Here is a 23,297-nt window from a genome sequence, read left to right on the forward strand (position 1 = left end):
TGCTCACGCGCAGGTCACGAGGCCAGTCGGGCACTACGGGCGAGGGGCAGTTCGGGGAGGGGTCGAGTTCGCACAATCTACAACTCGGCATCGTTGAGCCCACATAATGAGACAAATCGGGCGTATTTGTGAGACGGCCAGTGCTCGCGCGTCGCGGCGATTCTGTCTATGTTGTTCGTTATGGGTGGACGGGTTGGGAGTTCGATGCTCGAACGAAATCTCGAGTTCGGCGGGGATCGACTGCTCGTTTGTCGGCCGTCATGACGTCCCCTTCGAATCGATCGCAGCTATCTCGAGCAAAGCGAAATCCTCGAGGGCGGGGCACGCTGCAAAGGCGGCTCGCTGGGCGCGGAGCCACGGCGATTCGTCCTCGCCTGCTCGGATTGATGGAACGCTCGGCGGGATTGACGGTCATCGATTCGCCTCGTGGGTTCGGCAAGACGGAACTCGCCGCGCTGTGGCTCACGACTCTCGGGCAGGTGCCGAACAGGCCGGTTGTCTGGGTGCCGGCGCCGTCGACTCGGATGACTCCCCTCGAGTACTGGAACACCGCGCTCGCGGTGATTCGGGATTCGCTGGAATCACTCGAGGCCCCGCCACGAATGCACGAGGATCCGGTGGGGGCAATCGAATCACTACTCGATTCGTCGCCCGCTCCATTCGTGTTGGTGTTCAACCGCATCGACCTGGTCGAGGGTGACGAGGTGGGACGCCGAATCGTGGATCTGATCGTACGGCTTACCGGGTTGAAAGTGATTGTCACACTGCAGGATCGATCTGCGACGGACTTGCTCGAGGACGTCCGCGTGGACGAGTACCTGTGCGCGAACGACCTCAGGTACACGCTCGACGAGTCCACAGTTCTGTTCGCGGAGGCCGGGATCCACCTTCCTTCGGGCGTCGTCCATTCGATCTGTGAACGCGTTGCCGGCGTTCCCGTGCTGATGAAGGTTGCTCTGAGTGCGGTTGCGGGGCTGAGTGAACCGAGCCGTGGACGTGAACGCGTTCAGCAGCGAGTGGACCAGGCGATCCACGCGTACGTCAGTCGGACCGCTCCTCGATCGGGCAAGTCGCTCGAGTTGTTCGACTTCGCGACTACGATCGCCGCTGCCCGCACGGTGACGCCGGAGATCGCTCGTGTCCTGTCCGACGATCTGGACGTGGCAGGCAAATTGGACTTGCTCGAGTCTTTTGGTCTGATCTTCCGGAATAGTCTCGAAGGGGAACCGTCCTGGTACTTTGCGCCGTCAGTTCGCCTGGCATTCATGCAGATACGGACCGAACAAGGGGATGGATTCGAAGATCCCTTCCAGGTTCTCGTCGATCACGCTCTCGGGACTTCGGATATAGCCGGTGCCGTTCACTACGCCTTGGACGGACGCAAGTGGACCAGGGTGCTCGACATACTCGAGCGTCACTGGGCCGATCTTCTGGTCGATCACACCGGGTTGGTCCGGACTGCGTTGCAATCGATACCCGGCGACGTACTGAGTTCGAACTCTTCGATTCTGGTGGGGCGTGACCTGCTCGAATCACGTCTGAGGCCGCAGTTGATCAACGGCGATTCGTTGCCGACGGAACCGGCGGAATTGCGTGCGATAGGTGGTAGTCCGCATGCGCACAGCTTGTTGAACGTCGGGACCGTCCAATCCGTCGTGCTGAGAACATCCGGTAAGTACCAACGCTCTACCGAGATCACACGCAGGTTGGCACACGTCGTGTACGGACTCGGCGACGAGTCGTTGGGCACGTTGGGGTCTCAGCTTCCAGCACTGCGGCTCATCTGGGGAGTCTCACATCAATTGACCGGCGACCTCGGTGACGCCGCAGTGGAACTACGTCTCGCGTATCAAGGTGCCGTGGAGCATGGCCCGGCGTTCGTCCTGCGGCACGCAGCAGGCAACGCAGCACTCAACTCCGCGTTGATCGGGGACGTCGCGCACACGACCGAGTGGCTTCGCCTCGAACGTACACATCCAGATGTTTCGGGATGGTTGGGACCGCCTTCGCACATGGGCGGAGCGATCGCACGTGCGTTGGTGGCGTACGACAGCCTGGACCGAGACGCGGGCGCTGCGGCGATGGACGCGCTCGCCGAGATCACCCCGCCAGGTGACCTGTGGGCATTCGCGGCCTACGCATACACCAGATTTTCTCTGCTGCAATCCGATCCGTTCTCGGGCTTGATCTCTCTGCAGCGCGCGGTGGCAACTGACGGCCACGTGAATCCATGCGACAGATCGTTCGGTGACGCCCTTCTCACCGCAGCGCGGATCGATCTCCTGTTGGCTTCGGGAGAGGGGACGAAGGCGCTGGAAGAATCAGTTGCCGCCGCGCACACGTTCGCTGTCGTCACGGTCTCGTCCGCTCGCGCGCATCTCTTGACGGGATCCTCGTCGCAGGCCTTGGAAATGTGTCGCGGAATCGACTGGAGTGGGCAGTATCTCGCACGGTATCGCCTCGAATCCCTGCTGATCGAATGCGCGGCGCTCCGTGAACTGGGCAGCATCGCCGCGGCTGCGAGCCAGTGGGAGGAGGCTTGCGGAATACTTGAAACCTCGGGTGTCCTGTCGGCGTTGGCGACTGTTCCGCGTGATCTGATCAGGCAACTCGAGGAGCGGGCCGACGGCCCGAGCGGTGCCGTCACAGCTTTTCTCGAATCCGAAGCGCCGCAGTTTTATCCGGCGGCCATCGTTCGGGTCCAACTGACAAAACGGGAGATGGACGTTCTCGTGGAACTGGACCTCGGTATTCCGATCGGTGAGATCGCACGAAAGTTGTTCGTATCCAACAACACGTTGAAGAGTCACCTCCGAGCCTTGTATCGCAAACTCGGTGCGCACTCCCGGGAAGAGGCCGTCGCGGCAGCGCACCGACACAACCTCCTCGGCAGTGGGCAGGACTGAGCGACGTCAGTGCAGGTTGCGCTCGGCGTAGACCTTCATCGCGTCACGGACCAGCGAAGCGGTGCCCTCTCCGTACTTGTCGTAGTTTGCGGTGAAGCGGGGATCGTCGACGTACATCTGGCCGAGTCCGGTGAAGGCGTCGGCGCTGGGAGTTCTTCCCTGCCAACCGATCTTTATCCACTCGAACTGTCTGCGGGTAATCGTCTGGACGTCGTCGCTTTCCGCGGACAGGCCCGCTGTCAGGGCATTTCCGAATGCCGCTGCGATGTCGGCTTGAGCTTGCAGGTGCGCTGTCCGGTCCTGCTCCGACATCGACCGCCACCAAGTGTCGCCGCTGCTGTAGGCGTCCTTACCCCAACGCTCGATGACCTCTTCCTTGTATCGGGTGTGGTCGAACCCGTCGAAAACTTCTTCCGGCATGAGTGATTCACCTTTCTTCGTCTTGTTCAAGGTCCTGTTGACCGATTCGATCTGTCTCGAGATCCGCGTGCGCTCCTGCTCGAGGAGTTCGAGGTGGGTACGCAGCGCGGCGGCCGTGTCGCGTTCACCGGTGAGGACTTCGGCAATGGCCGGCAATCCGAGTCCGAGTTCCCGAAGCAGCAGGATGCGTTGCAGTCGCACCAGGGCGTCTTCGTCGTAGAAGCGGTAGCCGTTGGCGCCGATGCGGCTCGGTTCCAGGAGTCCGAGATCGCCGTAATGACGCAGCGTTCTGCTGGTGGTACCGGCGGATTTGGCGAGTTCTTGGATGGACCATTCGCTCACGTGAAGTTCCTACTCTCGGATCGGTTTCGCTCATTCAGCATGCAAGTTGACGTTGCGTCAATGTCAAGGCTGTTCTCGGTTTGTATTGTCAGGAACGTTTTATGTCCGTTTCGCCGTATCGCCACGAACGGGTCTCCAACTGATTGATTCGATGACCTAGGTCACGTGATTTGGCTCACAAACTGTCAATTTGAATAGTTGAACAAGCCTCTGTTGACGCTTTCACATACCTCGACCACGATCATCTGAACAGATCGAGTTACGCGGTTGTTGAAAATGCACGGTAGTTGAAATGCACTGCAGACGGAACGGTGGTCCACGATGACTGAACTGGTGTCGGGCGTAGCCCAGGCCAAGCCCTATGACCTCGATGATCGGTACCGGTCGGGATCGGGACCGGTGTTGCTGACCGGTGTTCAGGCAATTGCACGCGGCTTCGTCGAGCAGCATGTTCGCGACATCCGGGCAGGTAAGCGTATTGCCACTTTCGTCTCCGGTTACCAGGGCAGCCCGCTGGGCGGCGTCGACAAGATGCTTCACGGCATGCCCAAGGTGCTCGCAGAACACGACATCACCTTCATTCCGGGCTTCAACGAGGAACTTGCTGCCACCGCGGTGTGGGGAAGCCAGACGGACCTCCCCGCAGGAACCGCGACCCACGACGGCGTGACCGGCGTCTGGTATGGCAAGGGCCCCGGCGTCGACCGCGCTACCGACACCATTCGCCACGCCAACATGTACGGCGTGAACCCCAAGGGCGGCGTAGTCCTGCTGGTGGGCGACGACCCGGCGTCGAAGTCCTCCACGGTTCCGGCCGTCAGTGAGCGCTCGCTTGCCGCGATGGGTGTGCCGGTTCTGTTCCCGCGCAATGCCGAAGAGATCATCACGATGGGTATGCACGCTGTTGCGCTCTCGCGTGTCTCCGGTTGTGTCGTAGCGCTCAAGATCGTCGCCGACGTCGCCGACGGCGCCTGGACGATCGACGGCAGCATCGCGGACTTCGACATCGTGGTTCCGGAAGTGCAGTTCGAGGGCAAGCCCTTCGTCTACAAGCAGCGTCAGATGGCCGCGCCGCCGGACAGTGTCATCGCCGAGGCCGATCTGTACGGCCCGCGATGGGATCTCGTGCACGCGTACGGAACTGCCAACAACCTCGATGTGATCGAGGTAAACCCCTCCGGTGCGAAGATCGGTATCGCCGCCACCGGTACAACTTTCGACTCCGTCCGACAAGCTCTGGCAGACCTCGGTGTCGACGACGCCGCGCTGCACCGCGCCGGGATCCGTCTCCTTCGCATCGGAATGTGCTACCCCGTCGTGGGCGAGAAGATCAAGGAGTTCGCCGAAGGCCTCGAGCAGATCGTCGTGGTCGAGGACAAGACCGCGTTCATCGAAGCGCAGATCCGGGAAGTCCTGTACGGCACCGACGATGCCCCTCGCATCATCGGCAAGCGTGACGGCCAGGGCCGTCTGCTCATGCCTGCCAGCGGTGAACTGACCGCAGGCCGGCTGCTCGCCCCGTTGCGGCGCGTACTGAAGCCCCACGTCGAGCTCAAGCGCACCCTCCCGGCCCCGCTGTCGCTGAACGTGCTCTCCGCCAAGCGAACCGCGTACTTCTGCAGCGGGTGCCCCCACAACCGTTCCACCGCTATCCCCGAGGGTTCCATCGGTGGCGGCGGAATCGGTTGCCACACACTCGTCACCATGTCCGGCCGTGAGGACAGCGCTGTCACGGGCCTGACGCAGATGGGTGGCGAGGGCAGCCAGTGGATCGGGCAGGCACCGTTCACCGACGTGCCTCACCTGTTCCAGAACATCGGCGACGGCACCTTCTTCCACTCCGGTCAGTTGGCTGTCCAGGCATGCATCGCCGCAGGCGTGAACATCACCTACAAGTTGCTCTACAACGAGGTAGTGGCGATGACCGGTGCACAGGACGCGGAAGGTGCCCTCTCCGTTGCTCAACTCAGCCACAAGCTGACCACCGAGGGCGTCAAGCAGATCATCATCTGCGCTGACGAGCCTTCGCGTCACAACAAGCGCGCTCTGGCCAAGGGCACCAAGCTCTGGCACCGCGATCGCCTCGACGAGGCCCAGAAGGAGCTTCGCGAGATCAAGGGCGTCACAGTGTTGATCTACGACCAGCACTGTGCGGCCGACGCACGTCGCCAGCGCAAGCGTGGCACGCTGCCCACTCGCAACACTCGCGTCGTCATCAACGAGGCAGTGTGCGAAGGCTGCGGTGACTGCGGTGTGAAGTCGAACTGCCTCTCGGTCCAGCCCGTGGACACCGAGTACGGCCGCAAGACGAAAATCGACCAGACGTCCTGCAACACCGACTACACCTGCATGGACGGCGATTGCCCGTCGTTCGTGACCGTCGAACTGGTGCCGGGCAAGAAGGCTCCCAAGGCCGCACGTCCCGTCCCGCCCGTCGTCGCAGATCCTGATTTCGGACCGCTCACCAGCACGCAGAACGTTTTCCTCGCGGGCATCGGTGGCACCGGCATCGTGACCGTCAACCAGGTGCTCGCAACGGCGGCACTGCGCGCCGGCCTCGAGGTGGAGAGCCTTGACCAGATCGGACTGAGCCAGAAGGCCGGACCTGTTGTCTCGCACCTGCGTTTCAGCTCCAGCGCGCTCGAGCCGTCCAACCGCCTCACCCCGGGCAGTGCCGATTGCATCGTCGCCTTCGACCTGCTGACCGCGACGGACAACAAGAACCTCGACTACGGCAATGCCGAGAAGACGGTCTCCATCGCCTCGACGTCGCAGACGCCGACCGGCGACATGGTCTACGACAAGGCTGTTCGCTACCCCGAGGAGACGTCACTCCTCGCCCGTCTCGACAAGGTGTCGCGCACCCTGCGTTCGTTCGACGCACTCGCCGCGGCACAGGAGTTGTTCGGTAACACCGCAGCCGCCAACTTCCTGCTGATCGGTGCGGCCTACCAGAGCGGCGGACTCCGTCTGCCGGCCGAGGCCATCGAAGAAGCGATCGGCATCAACGGCGTTGCCGTGGACGCGAACATCGCGGCATTCCGTTGGGGTCGTGCAGCAATTGCCGACACCGCAGCGTTCTCGGCCGTCACCACGCCGGCCAAGTCCGTCCGCGAACCCGTAGTCGCACCGGCTCACATGTTCGCCGGAACCACCTTCACCGGTGAAACCCTGCGACTGGTGGAACTGCGTGCGGCGCAGCTCATCGAGTTCCAGTCCGTCAAGATCGCCCAGCGTTACATCGATCAGGTTCAGGCAGTCTGGACCGCCGAACGTGCCGCAACCGAGCGGACCGACTTCAGCGAGGCTGTTGCCCGCGGCCTGTTCAAGTTCACCGCGTACAAGGACGAGTACGAGGTTGCTCGCATGCTGGTCGATCCTGCCTTCATCGAAGACGTCAAGTCGCAGGTGCCGGCCGGGGAGAACCTGACCTACAAGCTCCACCCCCCGATCCTCCGAGTGATGGGCCGCAAGAAGAAGATCGGTCTCGGGCCCAAGTCGCATGTTGCACTGAAGGTTTTGGCCAAGGGAAAGAAGCTTCGCGGTACCAAGCTCGATCCCTTCGGTTACATGCACGTTCGCAAGGTCGAGCGTGAACTGCTCGCCGAGTACGAGGCCATGATCGCTGATCTCTCTCGTACGCTCGCAACCGACGGATACGATCGCGCCGTCGAGATCGCGGCACTGCCGGACGTGGTTCGCGGCTACGAGGACATCAAGCTCGGCAACATCGAGCTGTACAAGACTCGCCTGCGCGAACTCGGTGTCGGTGAGTAGGATCGCCGACGAGTAGATCGAAGAAGACTGTGCCCCAGTGACCTTGTCACTGGGGCACAGTTGTATTCAGGGCCCACTCCGACCCGGGCAGGTTCAGGAGGGCGGGAACTGGCCGTCGGCAACCACGGCGCTGCCGTTCCACGTGAAGTTCACTAGGTTCGGTCCGCCTTGGGGGCAGCAGAATGCATCGTCGTCCAGCAGCCAACGGTATTGGACGGATACCGAATCCTTGTTGCTGTCGATGACGTGTGTGTACGAGTACGGCTCGCTGGTAGCGGTGCCCAGGTATGTTCCGTCGTGGAAGAACAGGACGTGTGACTGATACGTCGCATCGCCGACCCCGTCGCCGTCCACCGAAACCCAGAGCAGATCAGGACAATTCCCGATCTGTTCTTCGCTCGCGGATCGCGGTATCCACTTGCCTCCGTTGATGTCGGTGCCCAGCGTGCCGATCGCGTCGGTGACGAGCGAGGAGTCGACGTCGAGACAGGGACCCGAGGCCGGGATTGCAGTCGTCGCTGACGAGCTTGTGCGGGTGTTCGATTGTGGCGGGGGAGAGCTCGTTACCGTCGTCTCGGGCTCGTTTGCCGTCGAGGTCGCCGACTCCGTTGAACTGGCTGCCGTGGAACTCGCCGCCGCTTCAGGTGTTCCTTCGGTCGACCCGCAACCGGCGACGATCAGGGCAGCGGTGGTTGCCAGGGCAGAGACAGTGACGGCGGCCGAAATCGGAGCTTTCCTGCGCATGCGTCCTCCAGAGTGTATGGGTTCACGAGTTCACGTCCCTCCTTCGTTCTGTCGCCGGGCCGCATGCGCGCGTTATCGAACAACTGGTAACGATCAGCTATCGGGTTTCGGTGTGCTGTGCTTCGGTCTTCTCTGCCCGGGTGGCGTCGTATCGCACGGATCCGGCAACCACGGTCATCGCGATTTCCGTGGTCAGAAGAGAATCGACCCCTTCGGTGAACGGATCTTGTTTCAATACGACGAAATCGGCTGCTTTTCCCCGAACCAGTTGGCCGGTCACATCTTCCCACCTGCACGAGTATGCAGCGTCGCGGGTTGCGTGAGCCAGCGCGTCCGCGAGGGGGAGAGCGTACCCCGGCAGGTTGGGTGCCAGCGACGGATCGATTGCGGATCGACGGGTGGTGGCGATGAACATGTTCGGCAGCGGCGGATGGGGCGCCGTCGGAGCGTCCGAACCCAACGCCAGAACCGCTCCGGCTTCGGTGAATTCAGGCCACGGGTACGCGCGATTCACCCGGTAGTCGCCGAGCATTGCCTGCCAGTTCTCTTGGATCGCAGGGTCAGCGTGAACCGGTTGCATCGACGCGATGATGCCAAGGCGGGCAAGCCTTTCGACGTTGTCCCGGGTGATCGACTCCAAGTGTTCCATTCGGTGCCTGCGGGGAATGTCTCCGTTGGCAGCGATCGCGTACTCGAGTGCCGTCAATCCGATCTCCGACGCCTCGTCGCCGATCGCGTGCATCGCGATCTGCAGGCCTGCGGCGTCTGCGGCCGTCACGACGGGGATCAACGACTCGAGATCCCAGATGGGCTCGGCGTTGGTGCCGTCCGAGTACGGCTCTTTCATTGCGGCCGTGCAGCTGTCGATCACACCGTCGATGATGATCTTGATTCCGGCGATACGGAGCCACGGACCTTGGACGCGCTCGTGAAGCTCGATCACGTCGTGAACTTGTCGGACGTTGTCGGCCTCGTTGTCCTCGCGGGTCATCAGCCAGTGAGCCGCGACGCGCAGTGGCAATGTGCCGCCTCCGGCGTCCAATGCTCTTTCCAGCGAGGCTAATTCGTCCGCGCCGAGAGCCATGTCGACCGCACCGGTCACGCCGTCCTCGAGATAGTGGCGGAACGCGAGCGCGAGGGCGGCGTCCCGGTCCTCGTCGGACGCGAGCTCCGCCAGTTTCGGCCAGACATAGAGCATCATGGCGGTCTCGTACAGCATTCCGGTGGCTTCTCCGGTGACCGGATCCCGGCCGATACGACCTCCGATCGGGTCGGGAGTGTCCGCGTCGATGCCGAGTTCACGCAGTGCTGCAGTGTTCACCCAGACCGAATGTACGTCGTTGGCGTCGAGGTACACCGGACGATCGGGCACTACGGCGTCGATCACCTCTCGCGTTGGGTGTCCTCCATCCAGTGCGGAGAACAACCAACTGCGACCCAACAGGCGTGGTGCGTCCGGGTTCGATTCCGCGAATTGCTTGATGCTGGACTGAATGTCGGCGAGATCTGTGGCGTCACGCAAATCCAACTTCTGCAGGGCGAATCCCATCATGACCAAATGTGTATGTGCGTCGACGAAACCGGGTAGCACGACGGCACCTTCGAGGTCGATCACCTCGGCGTCGGGAGCCAGGATTTCGGCATAGACGGTTTCGCCCACGAATCTGAGTTTGTGGTCCTCGACGACTATCGATTCGGCCCATCCGTCGTCGGCAGCCGTGAAGATCTTTCCGTTGCGGTAGTGAGTGATGCTGTCATTCATGACTTCTACGTGATCCTTACGCGATGACGGTAGTAGTGATGGCGGCGCTGTGGTGACGATACGCACCCTCGGTGCGTGCGGAGAGTCGGGAAACCAAGGCGAACGGGACCAAGAGAACGAAGCTGATCCCCGAGATGATGACTCCGAAGGTCGGATACCCGAGGCTCGCCGTCACCGAAGTTCCGAACAGCGGCGCGAACGCGGAGCCGATGAGGTAGGTGCCCAGTAGTGGGGCCGACCATCGGCCGGCCGCGTCGAGAGCGGCCGAGATGGCAACCAAGACGATGAACGTGGCTGCGTAGATAGTGTTCCATGCGATGACCAGTGCGAGGTAGATCGTGGGATCGGTGGTGAGGCTGGCAGACAGCTTCAGAATTGCCCCGAGTATCAGCAGCACGGAGATCGATATTGTCCGACTGACCCGAGAACCCAACGCGGTCAAGGCAACAGCCGCGAGCACACCACCCGCCGTCGATGCGCTCAGTGCGAGACTCATTTGTTGATCCGAGAGCCCGGCGTGCTCGGAACCCATGATGCCGAGTACTGCCCACAGCGAGTCCTCACTGATCGCCCAGACTGCAAGCATTGCGAGAAATGCGGTTCCGGCAAAAGTGAGTCGTTTTGCGCTGACCCCGGCGGGGAGAGTTGTGGTCGTCTTGGCGGACTTCGCCGTCTCCGGCGACTCTCTCACCGGGGACGACGGCAACCAGGTGACCGTTGCGGCGGTTGCCAGTGCCAGGACTGCGACGATGCCGAATGCGTTGGTCATGTGTGTGCCGAGGATGGGGATGAGGGCGAGGACGGCTGTGACGACGAGACGGTTCACGAGCCCGCTGATGCTCGATGCCCGGTCTGGGTTCGTGAGCGCGGCCAGTGCCGCTCCGCCAACGGACGCGGATCCACCAGCGCCGATGCCGCCGATGATGATCGCGGCGCACGCGATGACCGTGGACGGCGCGATGGCCGCAATGCCGAATGCGGCCGCCATCGCGATCAGGCTGACGCGGCCGAGGAGATGACGATGCCGACCCGATGCGATACGAGTGGTGGCGAGGCAGGTGAATGCGCAGACCAGCAGCGATGCGGTCAGGACGGCGCCGGCGGCGGATTCGGTGACACCGAGGTCCTCGACCATTGCCACGATCATCAGGGGGATGAGGTTCGCGGTGATGAACCCCATGACGCCGATGCTGAAGACAGCAACACCGCGGTTGGCGGTGAGCGGAACCCGGTCGGACTGCGTATTCGTCGAAGCGTTGATCGGCACTAGGGCAACCCCATGTCCTGAAGGGGGTGGCAGTACCGACCCCTGGTGGCGTGATGCGAGTCACTTAATGAATGTGATTCGTTAAGTATGGGGATGGGTTCCGTCAGGGTCAAGGGATCTAACGAATTTGATTCGTTAATTGTATGTTTCCGGATACCCGCTCCCGCAAAGTGGCGTCGCCGGTCTGTTTCCTGTTGTGAGGCTTATGCTTCCGCAATGGCTGAGATTGCGGAACGAACCCGCTACTTCGAGCGCTACGTCACTTTCGTCGACGCGATTGTCGCCATCGCGATCACGCTGCTCGTGCTTCCGCTGGTCGAGTTGACCAGCGACCACCACGGCACCACGTCGGAACTGCTGGGCGATCACGCTGCGCAGTTCTACTCGTTCGCTCTGAGCTTTCTGGTGATCTTCCGTCTTTGGTGGTCGCAGCATCGACTGCTTCGTTTTGTGATCGACGGAGACAAGGTGGTCGTGCGCGGACTGGGGTTGTGGGTGATGACCATCGTGTTCTTGCCCTTCCCTACGGCGCTGGTTGCAGCGCCGTCACAAGATCTCGGAACCAGGGCTCTCTACATCGGGACAATGGCAGCCAGTGCTGCGTGCCTCGCGGTGGTCGCGTGGGGTCTGGTTCGCAACCCGTCGTTGAGTGAAGAGAATGCGAAGCCGCATTTCACCGCTGAAATCGTCACTTTCCTGATCATGGTGGTGGCACTGCTCGTCAGTGTGCTCGTTCCGGTGACGTCGTACTTCCCGCTGCTTCTTCTCCTGCTGTCGACGCCCATCGAGAAGCTGTGGGATCGGGCGGCGGCGAAATGGAGTGGCCGTGAAGGTGAGATGAGCTAGTCGGCGCGAGCGGTCATCGCGGATTTCTTGGCTTTGTTTCCGCAGATGTTCATCGAGCACCAGCGTCGGTTGTTGCCACGACTGGTGTCGACGTAGAGGCCGGTGCACCCGTCGCCCTGGCAGGCTTTGACGCGGTCGCGGTCGGGTCCACCGAGTACCGCGATTGCGTCGGCGGCCACTATCGACAAACCGTCGCGGATCGGATTGTCTCCGGCTGATTTCCAGAGGGCTCGGCCACTCTCGAGGACGAGGTGGGCATCACCGAGTTCGGATGCGGTGTTGACGATCCCGACATCTGCGCGTGAGGCGCGGCGGTCCTCGCACACGGCGGTTCCGATGCGATGAATGGCCTCGCGTAAATCCCGTGCGCCGCGGAGGTCGTCTTCTGTCGCGGTTGCTGGGGTGTCCATCAGATCGTTGGCGCGTAACCATAATTCGAGTCGCTGCGGGCTCGTGAGTCGTTCGAACCTCGAGCCGTTCCGGTTGGTGAGGGTGGCGGTGAAGCGGAAGGCGAGCGTGTCGTTGTCGAGTCGAAACACGTCCCGAGCGGATTGATCAGCTCCTGCTTCGTTCACTTTCGTCCTCCTTTGTGGCGAACCATCTCAACCGGTTCGACAGCAACTGTACCCGTGTGAGAGTGTTGAACCGTCTTAGGTGGTTCAACATTTTCGAGAGGGAAATCCATGACTTCTGTTTCCGTGGTCGGTCTGGGTGCGATGGGTCGTCCCATCGCTCGAAATCTGATGGGTGCAGGCTTCGACGTGACGGTGTGGAATCGCAGCCCTGAAGCGGTAGCCGAACTGGTCGCGGAAGGGGCGACCGGCGCGAAAACCGTTGCCGAGGCATTCCAGTCCGGCGTTGTACTGTCGATGTTGGCGGATGATTCGGCCGTGTCTGCGGCCATTCTGGATCCCGCCGTACTCACATCCGTTCCGAGTGGAACCGTGCACGTCAACATGGCCACCGTCAGCGTCGGCCTTGCCAAGCGCGCCGCCGCACTGCACGCCGAGTACGGCATCGGGTACATCGCGGCGCCGGTATTCGGACGCGTTTCTGTTGCTCAGGCTGGCCAGTTGAACATCATCGCCGGCGGCGACAGTTCCCTCCTCGAGCGAGTGCAGCCCTTCCTCGACGTCATCGGGGCTCGCACGTGGCCACAAGGTGAGCGTCCGGAGCAGGCCAACATCGTCAAGATCATCGGTAACTACCTCATCCTCTCCGCGATTCAATCCTTGGGTGAGGCAATCACATTGGGGGAGAGGTCAGGTGTGGACGGAAGCCAACTCGTAGAACTGCTGACCTCGACGATCTTCCCCGGGCCGGTCTACTCCAGCTACGGAAACCTCGTCGCGACGCGTCAGTACGAGCCGGCAGGATTCACCACCGCTCTGGGTCTCAAGGATTTGAGGCTTGCGCTCGACGCCGCTGACAGCGTCGATCTGGACTTGCCGTTCGGTGGCGTACTTCGGGGCGTGCTTGCTCAGGCTCTGGCGAACGGTCAGGGCGAGATGGACTGGGCGTCGATTGCAGAACTGGTCCGTTCCGGCCAGTCGGGTGAAGGCAGTCCCGAAACACCGACGAGGTGAGCGCAAACTCGGACGGGACTGCGACTTCGGCACTGGCGGAGACCGATTCCGTCCGAGCGCTACCGTTGGCCGGGTTGTCGGCACTCGCGATGGCAGGTTTCATCGCGATCACAACCGAAACCATGCCGGCCGGACTACTGGTGCAGATCGGGTCAGGACTGTCCGTATCTGTCTCCGGCGCCGGGCAATTGGTCACTGCATACGCGTTGGGCTCCGTCGTCGGGGCGGTACCACTGATCGCATTGACCCGAGGATTGCGACGACGTGCTGTCCTGGTGTCGGCGACTGTTGGATTCGGTGTCTTCAATCTGGTGACAGCGCTGTCGTCGAATCTTGTTCTCACCTTGGGTGTTCGGTTTCTGGCGGGCATGGCAGCAGGTGTGGTGTGGGGGTTGCTTGCCGGGTACGCACGCAGGATGGCGCCCCCTCGTCTGCAGGGGCGGGCCGTTGCGGTTGCCTCCGTCGGACAGCCGATCGCGCTGGCTATCGGCGTTCCGATGGGGGCATGGCTCGGGACCTTGGCCGATTGGCGCGTCGTCTTCGCCGTGATGTCGGTTGCTGCGCTACTTCTGGTCGTGTGGATACTCACGGTGATGCCGGACTTTCCCGGGCAACATGCGGATCGACAGCTGTCGGTGCGGAAAGTCCTGGTCCTGCCAGGCGTACGACCGATTCTGTTGGTCGCGTTCTTGTGGATCCTCGCGCACAACATCGTGTACACGTATCTGGCGGCGTTTCTGGATCGCATCGGTTTCGGCGATCGGTTGGGGACCGTGTTGTTCGTGTTCGGACTTTTCGCCTTCGCGGGCATCGGTGTGGTCGGGGTGTTCGTCGACCGGGCGCTTCGAAGGCTCACCGTCCTGAGCTTGGTGGTCTTTGCAGCAGCTTTGACCGGCTTGGGCGTCGGCGGTGACAGCTTCGCAGTGATCGCACTCAGCGTCGCGGTGTGGGGCGTGGCATTCGGAGGTGCTCCCACTCTCCTTCAGACTGCGCTCGCGGATACGACGGGCGACGCTGTGGACACTGCGCAATCGGTATTCGTGACGATCTTCAATTCGGCGATCGCGGCGGGCGGCCTCGTGGGTGGGCTGATCTTGGCGGACAGAGATGCGGGAGCATTGCCGTTGGTGGCGCTGGTGCTGATCGTCGTCGGTGTTCTTGTGGTCAGTATCCGACAATTCGGACATAGCTTGTGATTCACTTCACGCATGCGAAAGTCGTTGCTGGTGGTTGCTCTCGTTGCTACGTGGTTTGTCGCCGGGGCGATGCCCGCGGGGGCTGCGGATGCGAATTGGTCCGGTGATTACTCGCTCAAGCGCTTCGCCGCGACCAAGACGGGTACAAGTCTGGCCGCCAGCCAGTGGGAGCCGGATTTCTCCGATACATACACGTTCGAGACGGACTGCTCGGGCGGAGTTTGTGTTGCCACCGTGGTCGGCGGGCCGGCTCCCGCCAATCCGACTTTGCCGCAGCCGGCTCGATACACCTGGGACGGAACCAGTTGGGTGCATCCGTATGACTGGGAGTGGGATTGCTATCAGGGTGAGGGAATGCCGAAGGTGTGGGCGCCGGCGCACTCGGACGCGTACTACACACCGCAGCCCGATGGCAGTCTGAAAGGTTCGTGGCGGACCGACATCAAGAGTGGTCCCTGCGCGGGATCGGTGATCATGCACATCGAGGCGTACCCGGTAGGTCGTTCTACCGGATCTTTCGGTAGTTGAGAACGATCGTCCGTCTGAAGGCGTTGAAACAAATCTGAGCCCTCGGGAATTGATCGGGCCCCATGCACGTTAATTGAGTCAGTAACGCTCAACTTTCTGCAAGGAGGCTTCGGAATGCCAGCATTCTTCGGGCCCGAGGGTCCCGGTCGCATCGATATTTCCCGGCTCATGAGCAGGGCCACCCAGCAACTCATGGCTGACGCTGCACGCGTAGCGGCTGCTCGCGGTGATTCGGATCTCGATGCACTGCACGTTCTCCGCGTCATGGCGGAGCAGGATCCGGTCCGCACGCTCATGCAGCGCGCCGGAGCCGACCCGAAGTCCGTGGTCGACGCCGTCGACCTGCGGCTACCACAGGGCCGTGAGCAGGGCGCATACTCCGCTCCCGCGCTCAGCAGCGCCGTCAAAACTGCTCTCCTCGAGGCGCATCAACTGGCCCGAGCCCTGGGATCGACGTACATCGACCCCGAACATCTCTTCATCGCACTAGCCGGTGACCCCGATCATGTTCCGGGTCGTCTGCTCGCTTCGGCCGGTATCACGCCGGAGAAGCTGCAGGCCGCGGTTCAGAATCCCGCGTCCGGTCCAGTCGAAGACGAGTCCAGCACCCCGACGCTCGACAAGTACGGCGTCGATCTGACCGATCGTGCCCGCAACGGCGGCGTCGATCCGGTGATCGGCCGTGCCGACGAGATCGAACAGACCATCGAGATCCTCTCCCGCCGCACCAAGAACAACCCGGTTCTGGTGGGTGAGGCCGGCGTCGGCAAAACTGCCATCGTCGAAGGACTGGCGCAGCGCATCGTCGACGGGGACGTGCCGGAATCGTTGGTGGGTAAGAAGATCGTCCAGCTCGAACTCTCGAGCATGGTCTCGGGTACCCGCTACCGCGGCGACTTCGAGGAACGGCTCACCAAGGTGATCGACGAGATCACCGCACACAAGGACGAGCTGATCGTCTTCATCGACGAGATGCACACCATCGCAGGTGCCGGCGGCGGAGCCGAAGGCGCGATGGATGCCGGAAACATCCTCAAGCCCAAGCTCGCTCGCGGTGAACTGCACATCGTCGGTGCCACCACGCTCGACGAATACCGCAAGAACATCGAGAAGGATCCCGCGCTCGAACGGCGCTTCCAGCCGGTACAGGTCGGTGAGCCGTCGATCGAGGATGCGATCGCCATCTTGAGTGGATTGCGCAGTCGCTACGAGGATCACCACAAGGTCCACTACACCGACGAGGCGATCACCGCTGCGGTGGAGCTGTCGGCACGTTACATCGGCGACAGGTTCCTGCCGGACAAGGCAATCGACCTGATCGACCAGGCCGGTGCCAGGCTCCGTCTGAAGACGGCCACGGTAGACACCGCTGCCCTGCAGCAGCGTCTCGAGCAGCTCGAGAGCGACAAGGAAAAAGCCGTCGCCGACGAGTTGTACGAGAAGGCGTCGACCTTGCGTGACGAGATCAACGGCGTCGCAAAGCGTCTCGAGAAGGCAGGATCCTCTGTTCCTTCCGAGGAAACTCCGGACGTGACCGCTGAACAGATCGCCGACGTTGTCGCTCGTGCAACGGGTATTCCGGCCAGCCAGATGACTCAGGCAGAGAAAGATCGTCTGCGCCGTCTGGAAGAGGAACTGCACGGTCGTGTCATCGGACAGGACGACGCCGTCCGTGCCATCGCGCGCGCCGTGCGTCGTAGTCGGACCGGAATGAGTGATCCGGATCGTCCCGTCGGCAGCTTCCTGTTCCTCGGGCCTACCGGTGTCGGCAAGACGGAGCTCGCAAAAGCTCTGGCTGCCACACTCTTCGGTGACGAGAACAAGATGTTGCGTTTCGACATGAGTGAGTTCGGGGAACGCCACACGGTCAGCCGATTGGTCGGTGCCCCTCCCGGATACGTCGGCTACGGCGAGGCGGGACAGCTCACGGAGCAGGTGCGTCGTAACCCGTACTCGGTGATCCTTCTCGACGAGATCGAAAAGGCACACCCGGACGTGTTCAACACCTTGCTCCAGGTGCTCGACGACGGGCGTCTGACCGACGGCCAGGGGCGCACGGTGGACTTCAAGAACACCGTCGTGATCATGACCAGCAACCTCGGCTCCGACATAATCTCGAGCAAGTCCGGTGGACTCGGCTTCACCACAGGTGATGCAGAGTCGGCGGAGAAGCCGCTGCGCGACCGCGTGATGGCCAGGTTGCGCGAATCGATGCGGCCGGAGTTCCTCAACCGCATCGACGAGATCGTGATCTTCCGCAAGCTCGACACCGAGCAACTGCACCGGATCACTGATCTGCTGCTCGACGACAGTCGGAAGCGGTTGCAGTCCAAGGGCATCGACATCGAGTTCACTGCTGACGCCGTGGACTGGATCGCCGAGCACGGGCATCAACCCGAGTTCGGGGCTCGCCCGTTGCGTCGTTCGATCCAGCGTGTGGTCGACGACAAGATCGCCGACATGCTGCTCGACGATCTCCTCGAAGAGGGCGGCAGCATCACCGTCGCGGTTGACGAGGGTGAGTTGGTGTTCAGCTAAGAGGGGCGCAGCCCCTGTGAGCGGTTAGGGAGTCCCTGGACTCCTTAACCGCTCACAGGCGCGCAGCGCCCAAAATCTCCGCAGCCAAGGCGTCGTTGTGCCGGAAAAACCCCGCATTGGTGCGCGGGCGAGGGAATGCCGCCGACCAGTTGTGCCCGGCAACCCACGGCCCGGCGGCGAAGCGGCGGGGATGCGCACTGTTGTCCTGATGCAGAATTCGCGATGTGCCGTCGACCGCGAGCTTCGCAGAACTGTCGGCGGTGGCACGTAGTTCGACTGCCTCGCCCCGGCCGTGAAGTGTCCGCAGGAGCGCGTCGCCGCTCGCACTGATGGAAGCGACCGGCAATCGTGCCTCGACGAGGGTGTTCGCGGCCACGATATCGGTGTGCGACGCACTGCGGGCGACAAAGATCCCGACTCCCGTTGCCGGATCGATCTCGGTGGAGAACACTGAATCCGGCCCCAGGAATTGCACGATGCCGGCCTCGTTGAGGGCGGTCAACTGTTCCAGACGCTCGGGTGGCGGACCACTGGCAATGAAGCTGAAGAACGAATGCAGCCAACCCTCGACGTCCTTGGCGACGGATTCGGCCGGGATTCTGCCGCGCCGCAACAATTCTCCGACGGTCATGTACGTCGACAGCAACGCTGAGAAGACAGCTGCGTCGGCGCTGAAATACGGGTCCGACCGGCGTGCGACGTCTGCCGAGATGTAGTCGGTGATCCTGAGTTGGACGTCGGCGAGTCCGTCGTAGCGCTCACCGCCGAGCGGGCGGTTCAGTCGCTCGAGATCTATACGGTCTTCCGGTTTCGGAACTGCGTTCTCGACCAGTTCCTGCAATCGAGGCGATCCCCAAGCCAGCGAGGCGAATTCGGCGTCGAACTCCTCCCAAGTGCCCACCGTTCGATCCGGGTGCGACGCGAACAGTTCGTGATAGTGGGCGCCTGCCAGTTCTTTCGACGCCAAGGGCCAGATGTCGTTTCGGAAATCCAACGGTCCGTCGCCGGGCACAAGATCAGCAGTGAAGAACCGTGGTAGCGGTGGCCGCGCGTCAGCGATCGAGTACGAAATCTTGGAGTGATACGGCACGCCGCGACGAGATCCGGCATACAACAGGGGTTCTCGACCCGAGGGAGCGTAAGTCAGGACGCCGTCTTCGCCGCGTTCGAAGCTGCCGCCACGGCTCTCGGCGAGGAGAACCATCCAGTCGATGAAAGCCAGCCCGAGTCCGGCGATCAGAACCGGTTCGCGTTCGGGAATGACATCGGCGTCGATGTCGGCGGTGTATCCAGGTCCTACGTAGGTCAACCCGTGGTCGGACGCAAAGCTGCTCAGCGCGGTTTCACGCGGAGCAGCCAACGCATCGGGGTGCCCCTGTGCGAGGAGGACGGCCGTCGCGTCGATGACAACTCCGTCGTCCAGATGAACCTTCTGCATCTTGCCGACGTTCACGATGTCGACCACGGATCGTCGATGAACCTGAACGTCGACGTGCGCCGGCGCAGAGTCGACTGCAGTCTCGAACACCCAGTTCAGGTATCGGCTCTGCAATGACCTCGATGCGAACGACGACGGCGTGACAGTCGGAACTTCTGCCGCGATCTCGGGCAATTCGGCAAGCTCAGCCGCGTTCTCGGCGACCCATTCCGCGAGCGTCGGGCCGGGTACTACCGGACCGGTGACCGCGGTGGTGTCGTCGGTGAACATCGTGACGTCAGCGGTTGTCGAATTCATCCACAGGAGCGGCGCCTGGCTGCCTCGCCAAATGCGGCCGGCGCCTGCCGGATATGGGTCGACGACGTGAATGTCGATCGGTGCGGGGTCAGTGTTCACCGATTCGTGAGCGAGGATCCGTTCGAGTACACCGGTACCACGGGGACCACCGCCCACGATCACGATGACAGCAGGTGTCCCCACCGAGGTACGGGGTCGATCGCCTGGCACGAGTCCTCCATCGGACCTGGCGGAAAGCACCCGCACCTCAGTAGAGGGGGTTGCTGCGACGTCAGGGAGCCAGGACTCTCGATCGCTCTGGATGGTTAGTCCAGCTTATCTTTGGAGAATCGTGAGGCAAGGAATTCCGGACATCAGATCAGCGTGAATCAAACAGTTGTCAATCGTTATCTTCCAGTTTGCGTTGCAGGCAGGATCCGCGCGTGAACATCGCCGAAGCCGATGCGTGAACCGCCGACCCCGGGAGCGGTGGCCGAGATGGAGATGGTGTCGCCGTCCTCGAGGAACGTGCGAGTCTCGGAGCCAACTGCAACGGGTTCTTTTCCGCCCCAGGTCAGTTCGATGAAGGCGCCGCGCTGATCCTTGTCCGGCCCGGAAATGGTTCCGGACGCAAAGAGATCGCCCGTGCTCGCCGCTGCGCCGTTGATGGTGGTGTGCGCGAGCATCTGCGCGGGCGACCAGTACATCTGGGCGTACGGAGGTCGCGAAACGACGTGACCGTTCCACTCCACGGCCAGATCTATGTCCAGGCCCCACTTCTCTTCACCGCGCAGGTAGGAAAGCGGTTCGGGATCCTGCACCGGAGTGTCGATTCGGGCTGCTTCGAGCGCAAGCAACGGAACAACCCACGGAGAGATGGACGTCGCGAAACTCTTCCCCAGATTCGGACCGAGGGGCACGTACTCCCACGCCTGGATGTCTCGGGCAGACCAGTCGTTCACGACGACGGCGCCGAAGACGTGCTCGGCAAATTCGTCCGGGGTGATGGAATCGCCCATCTTCGAGGGAGTTCCGACGATGAATCCCATCTCGGCTTCGATGTCGAGGCGACGAGACGGTCCGAAGTCCGGGCTTTCCTGATCGGGTGCCTTCCGCTGTCCGCAGGGGCGAACGATACCGGTGCCGGAGACGACGATGGTGCTCGACCGCCCGTGGTATCCGACGGGAAGGTGCTTCCAATTCGGCATCAAGGGGGCGGCGTCCGGGCGGAACAACCGTCCGAGGTTGGTTGCGTGATTCTCCGAGGCGTAGAAGTCGACGTAGTCGGCCACCGCGATCGGCAAGTGCAGGGTCACCGAGTCGACGGAAAACACGGCATCCGAGTCTATTTCGCCGGTCACGAGCTCCGTGATCCGGTTCCGCACCGAAACCCACTGATCTCGGCCCTGAGCCATGAATGCATTCAGGGTCGGTTCGGCGAAGACGGAATCACCCAGTGTCGCTGCGAGATCGACGACCGAGTCGGCGACCCGCACGCCGACGCGTGGTGACCCGCCTGCGGGGGAGAAGACCCCGTACGGCAGATTGTCGAGACCGAACAGTGAGTCGGCGGGAATGTCGATGGTCGTGACGGTCATACGAGAGTTCCTTCGGTTTTGTCGGAGCGGACGATCAATCCGAGGCCTTCCAGCTCGGTCAGAGGGTCCGAGATGCTGCAGGTACCGAACGAGAGGAATCGGCGACGCACCTCGCCTGCCTCGTCTTCGGTCAGGTCGGCCAGTGCCCGTGCGATCGACTCGCCATCGCGCTGCGCCAGTGCAGCAACAACTTCAGAACGATCGGCGCCCCGCCTCGCAGCGTCGACGGCCACCATGATGTTGAGGAAGCCGTGCTGTTCGAAGCCCGTCTCGGGATCGGTGTTGCGCACACCGTGGTGCAGTCCCGCAGTCGCCTTGAACGGGATATTCGCTCGGACGACGGAAATCAGCGCATCGGCGAGTTCGTCCTCGTTCGGGTACGCCTCGGCGACAATGCCTCCGGTGCGAAACTTCGCGGAGTACCCTGCGGTTTCGAGAGCCGTGAGATAGTCGGCGCGCCGGCCGCCTCGGGGCACCTCGACAAAAATAGCGATGTCGGGATGAGCGGCATGGACACGGGCGAGCTCCGCGAAGGCGGCATCGGCCTCCAGTCCGTCAGGAATTCCCACTTCGACGGCGGCGACGCGAACGCCGGGGATGGCGAGCGCGTTCGACAGCGCGGCCGCGGTATCGGCTGGACCGGCCGGCACGGTCAGGCTCAGCGTCGCTGGGCTGTCCGCTGAGACGTACGCAGCCAGTTCGCTCAGTCGAGGCGCGGGGAAGACGAAGGGCCCCACCAGTGCGTCGTAATCTGCCTTCAGGTAGGCGGCGTGGGCCGGAACTGCTTCGGCCAGAGGGGCATTGCCGGGCGGGAAGAGTGCTGCGTCGTCGCACAGGCCGCTCAGGAGGGGAGAGACGATTGTCATTGCTGCGGCCCCCGTCCCGCCCAACTCCAGGCGTAGGCTCCGTCTTCGCACGCCAAGGCTCCCTCACCCAATTCGAGCGGCCGGAACGTATCGACCATCACGGCCAACTCGTCGAAGAACTCGGCGCCGATGCTTCGCTCGTACGCTCCGGGTTGTGGGCCGTGGGCGTGGCCACCGGGATGAATCGAAATCGAACCCTGCCCGATGCCGGAACCCTTACGGGCCTCGTAATCACCGCCGCAGTAGAACATGATCTCGTCGGAGTCGACGTTGGAGTGGTAGTACGGCACCGGGATCGACAGGGGGTGGTAGTCGACCTTGCGAGGCACGAAGTTGCAGATCACGAAGTTGTTCCCCTCGAAGGCCTGGTGCGCCGGCGGCGGCTGGTGAACACGGCCCGTGATCGGCTCGTAGTCCGAGATGTTGAAGGTGTACGGGTACAGGCATCCGTCCCAACCGACGACATCGAAAGGGTGCGTGGGATAAACCATTCGGGTGCCGACGATGCCCGCCGACGTACGGTGCTTGACCAGAACCTCGACGTCGGTGCCTTCGGCGATCATGGGCGCGGTCGGTCCGTGCAGGTCTCGTTCACAGAACGGTGCGTTCTCGAGTAGCTGGCCGAAGCGGGAAAGATAGCGCTTGGGCGGGACGATGTGACTGTTCGCTTCGATGGTGTAGGCACGAAGTGGTTTGTCACCCTTGGGGATCCATCGATGCGTTGTGGACATCGGGATCAGGACGTAATCACCTTCACGGGCCTCGAGTGTGCCGAAGACAGTCTCGACGGTCGCCTCGCCAGATTCGATGTAGACCATCTCGTCGCCGATTGCGTTGCGGTACAGGGGAGATGGCGCTGCCGCAACGACGTAGGACAGGCGCACGTCGGCATTGCCGAGGACGAGACGACGGCCCGTTACCACGTCGGTCTCGTTCCAGGTGCTTTCGGGAAACAGTGTGTGGAGTTTCAAATGGCGCGGTTTGAGGGGATGGTTGGGGGTTGTGCTCTGATCGCGCAGTTCCCAGACTGTTGCGTCGACGATGGCCGACGGGATCTCGCGGTGGTAGAGCAACGAAGAATCCGAGGAGAAACCTTCCTCGCCCATCAGCTCTTCGTAGTAGAGGTTGCCGGACTCGTCACGGTGTTGGGTGTGACGCTTCGGTGGGATGTTGCCGAGTTGTCGATAGAACGCCATGACGGGGCTCC

At 62.3% G+C, this 23,297-nt stretch carries 16 protein-coding genes and 1 riboswitch; of the genes, 7 read left to right on the plus strand and 9 right to left on the minus strand.

From position 1 onward, the window contains the following. The first annotated feature begins 386 nt into the window (after positions 1 to 386). On the plus strand, positions 387 to 2,906 hold the full coding sequence (locus ABWI03_RS04190) for a helix-turn-helix transcriptional regulator (RefSeq protein WP_298777279.1): 2,520 nt from the start codon (positions 387 to 389) through the stop codon (positions 2,904 to 2,906). A gap of 6 nt (positions 2,907 to 2,912) precedes the next feature. Here the strand turns inward: ABWI03_RS04190 and ABWI03_RS04195 are convergent, their stop codons facing one another. Then, positions 2,913 to 3,668 (minus strand): MerR family transcriptional regulator, encoded by a 756-nt coding sequence (locus ABWI03_RS04195; protein WP_095968745.1) that lies wholly within the window; start codon positions 3,666 to 3,668, stop codon positions 2,913 to 2,915. A 321-nt stretch (positions 3,669 to 3,989) separates the two neighbouring features. On the opposite strand from ABWI03_RS04195, the gene ABWI03_RS04200 reads away from it, so the two are divergent. Further along, complete coding sequence (locus tag ABWI03_RS04200) at positions 3,990 to 7,445, plus strand: indolepyruvate ferredoxin oxidoreductase family protein (RefSeq protein WP_042921773.1); 3,456 nt, start codon at positions 3,990 to 3,992, stop codon at positions 7,443 to 7,445. A gap of 93 nt (positions 7,446 to 7,538) precedes the next feature. Here ABWI03_RS04200 and ABWI03_RS04205 read toward each other — a convergent pair whose 3' ends face one another. From ABWI03_RS04205 to ABWI03_RS04215, 3 genes are all read right to left on the minus strand, one after another. Continuing rightward, positions 7,539 to 8,189 (minus strand): LppP/LprE family lipoprotein, encoded by a 651-nt coding sequence (locus ABWI03_RS04205; protein WP_298777280.1) that lies wholly within the window; start codon positions 8,187 to 8,189, stop codon positions 7,539 to 7,541. A gap of 97 nt (positions 8,190 to 8,286) precedes the next feature. After that, entirely contained in the window at positions 8,287 to 9,951 is a 1,665-nt protein-coding gene (locus tag ABWI03_RS04210) for an amidohydrolase (protein WP_298777281.1), read from the minus strand. A 16-nt stretch (positions 9,952 to 9,967) separates the two neighbouring features. Further along, positions 9,968 to 11,218, minus strand: coding sequence for an MFS transporter (locus ABWI03_RS04215; protein ID WP_298777282.1), 1,251 nt, complete (start codon positions 11,216 to 11,218; stop codon positions 9,968 to 9,970). Between the two features lie 216 nt (positions 11,219 to 11,434). Here ABWI03_RS04215 and ABWI03_RS04220 point away from each other — a divergent pair, with 216 nt between their 5' ends. Then, positions 11,435 to 12,064 carry a TMEM175 family protein gene (locus tag ABWI03_RS04220; protein ID WP_124567634.1) on the plus strand — a complete coding sequence of 210 codons (630 nt, stop codon included), beginning with the start codon at positions 11,435 to 11,437 and terminating at the stop codon, positions 12,062 to 12,064. Here ABWI03_RS04220 and ABWI03_RS04225 read toward each other — a convergent pair. Beyond that, complete coding sequence (locus ABWI03_RS04225) at positions 12,061 to 12,639, minus strand: CGNR zinc finger domain-containing protein (protein WP_095968751.1); 579 nt, start codon at positions 12,637 to 12,639, stop codon at positions 12,061 to 12,063. The two genes, ABWI03_RS04220 and ABWI03_RS04225, sit on opposite strands and share 4 nt — an antisense overlap. A 108-nt stretch (positions 12,640 to 12,747) precedes the next feature. On the opposite strand from ABWI03_RS04225, the gene ABWI03_RS04230 reads away from it, so the two are divergent. From ABWI03_RS04230 to ABWI03_RS04245, 4 genes are all read left to right on the plus strand, one after another. After that, positions 12,748 to 13,650 carry an NAD(P)-dependent oxidoreductase gene (locus tag ABWI03_RS04230; RefSeq protein WP_095968752.1) on the plus strand — a complete coding sequence of 301 codons (903 nt, stop codon included), beginning with the start codon at positions 12,748 to 12,750 and terminating at the stop codon, positions 13,648 to 13,650. Then, complete coding sequence (locus ABWI03_RS04235; RefSeq protein ID WP_296552248.1) at positions 13,647 to 14,846, plus strand: MFS transporter; 1,200 nt, start codon at positions 13,647 to 13,649, stop codon at positions 14,844 to 14,846. The genes ABWI03_RS04230 and ABWI03_RS04235 overlap by 4 nt, the downstream gene beginning before the upstream one ends. 12 nt (positions 14,847 to 14,858) lie before the next feature. Beyond that, entirely contained in the window at positions 14,859 to 15,374 is a 516-nt protein-coding gene (locus tag ABWI03_RS04240) for an Rv2253 family sensor-like surface protein (protein ID WP_296552249.1), read from the plus strand. Positions 15,375 to 15,488: 114 nt separating this feature from the next. Continuing rightward, positions 15,489 to 17,912 carry an ATP-dependent Clp protease ATP-binding subunit gene (locus tag ABWI03_RS04245; protein ID WP_124567633.1) on the plus strand — a complete coding sequence of 808 codons (2,424 nt, stop codon included), beginning with the start codon at positions 15,489 to 15,491 and terminating at the stop codon, positions 17,910 to 17,912. 52 nt (positions 17,913 to 17,964) lie between these two features. Here the strand turns inward: ABWI03_RS04245 and ABWI03_RS04250 are convergent, their stop codons facing one another. From ABWI03_RS04250 to ABWI03_RS04265, 4 genes are all read right to left on the minus strand, one after another. Beyond that, positions 17,965 to 19,857, minus strand: coding sequence for an FAD/NAD(P)-binding protein (locus ABWI03_RS04250; protein WP_298777283.1), 1,893 nt, complete (start codon positions 19,855 to 19,857; stop codon positions 17,965 to 17,967). Between the two features lie 4 nt (positions 19,858 to 19,861). Next, positions 19,862 to 19,955: riboswitch (SAM riboswitch) on the minus strand. A gap of 78 nt (positions 19,956 to 20,033) precedes the next feature. Next, complete coding sequence (gene fahA / locus ABWI03_RS04255) at positions 20,034 to 21,224, minus strand: fumarylacetoacetase (protein ID WP_298777284.1); 1,191 nt, start codon at positions 21,222 to 21,224, stop codon at positions 20,034 to 20,036. Continuing rightward, complete coding sequence (locus ABWI03_RS04260) at positions 21,221 to 22,090, minus strand: hypothetical protein (protein WP_298777285.1); 870 nt, start codon at positions 22,088 to 22,090, stop codon at positions 21,221 to 21,223. The genes fahA and ABWI03_RS04260 overlap by 4 nt, the downstream gene beginning before the upstream one ends. Continuing rightward, entirely contained in the window at positions 22,087 to 23,286 is a 1,200-nt protein-coding gene (locus ABWI03_RS04265; protein ID WP_298777286.1) for a homogentisate 1,2-dioxygenase, read from the minus strand. Before ABWI03_RS04265 ends, ABWI03_RS04260 begins: the two co-directional genes overlap by 4 nt. Positions 23,287 to 23,297: the final 11 nt, after the last annotated feature.

Origin of the sequence: Rhodococcus baikonurensis, from assembly GCF_040489275.1 — a bacterium.
GTDB lineage: Bacteria > Actinomycetota > Actinomycetes > Mycobacteriales > Mycobacteriaceae > Rhodococcus_F > Rhodococcus_F baikonurensis.

Coding starts and splice junctions, on each gene's coding strand:
- ABWI03_RS04190 (WP_298777279.1), top strand. CDS start 387: ATGGAACGCTCGGCGGGATTGACGGTCATCGATTCGCCTCGTGGGTTC.
- ABWI03_RS04200 (WP_042921773.1), top strand. CDS start 3,990: ATGACTGAACTGGTGTCGGGCGTAGCCCAGGCCAAGCCCTATGACCTC.
- ABWI03_RS04205 (WP_298777280.1), bottom strand. CDS start 8,189: ATGCGCAGGAAAGCTCCGATTTCGGCCGCCGTCACTGTCTCTGCCCTG.
- ABWI03_RS04210 (WP_298777281.1), bottom strand. CDS start 9,951: ATGAATGACAGCATCACTCACTACCGCAACGGAAAGATCTTCACGGCT.
- ABWI03_RS04220 (WP_124567634.1), top strand. CDS start 11,435: ATGGCTGAGATTGCGGAACGAACCCGCTACTTCGAGCGCTACGTCACT.
- ABWI03_RS04230 (WP_095968752.1), top strand. CDS start 12,748: ATGACTTCTGTTTCCGTGGTCGGTCTGGGTGCGATGGGTCGTCCCATC.
- ABWI03_RS04240 (WP_296552249.1), top strand. CDS start 14,859: ATGCGAAAGTCGTTGCTGGTGGTTGCTCTCGTTGCTACGTGGTTTGTC.
- ABWI03_RS04245 (WP_124567633.1), top strand. CDS start 15,489: ATGCCAGCATTCTTCGGGCCCGAGGGTCCCGGTCGCATCGATATTTCC.
- fahA (WP_298777284.1), bottom strand. CDS start 21,224: ATGACCGTCACGACCATCGACATTCCCGCCGACTCACTGTTCGGTCTC.
- ABWI03_RS04260 (WP_298777285.1), bottom strand. CDS start 22,090: ATGACAATCGTCTCTCCCCTCCTGAGCGGCCTGTGCGACGACGCAGCA.
- ABWI03_RS04265 (WP_298777286.1), bottom strand. CDS start 23,286: ATGGCGTTCTATCGACAACTCGGCAACATCCCACCGAAGCGTCACACC.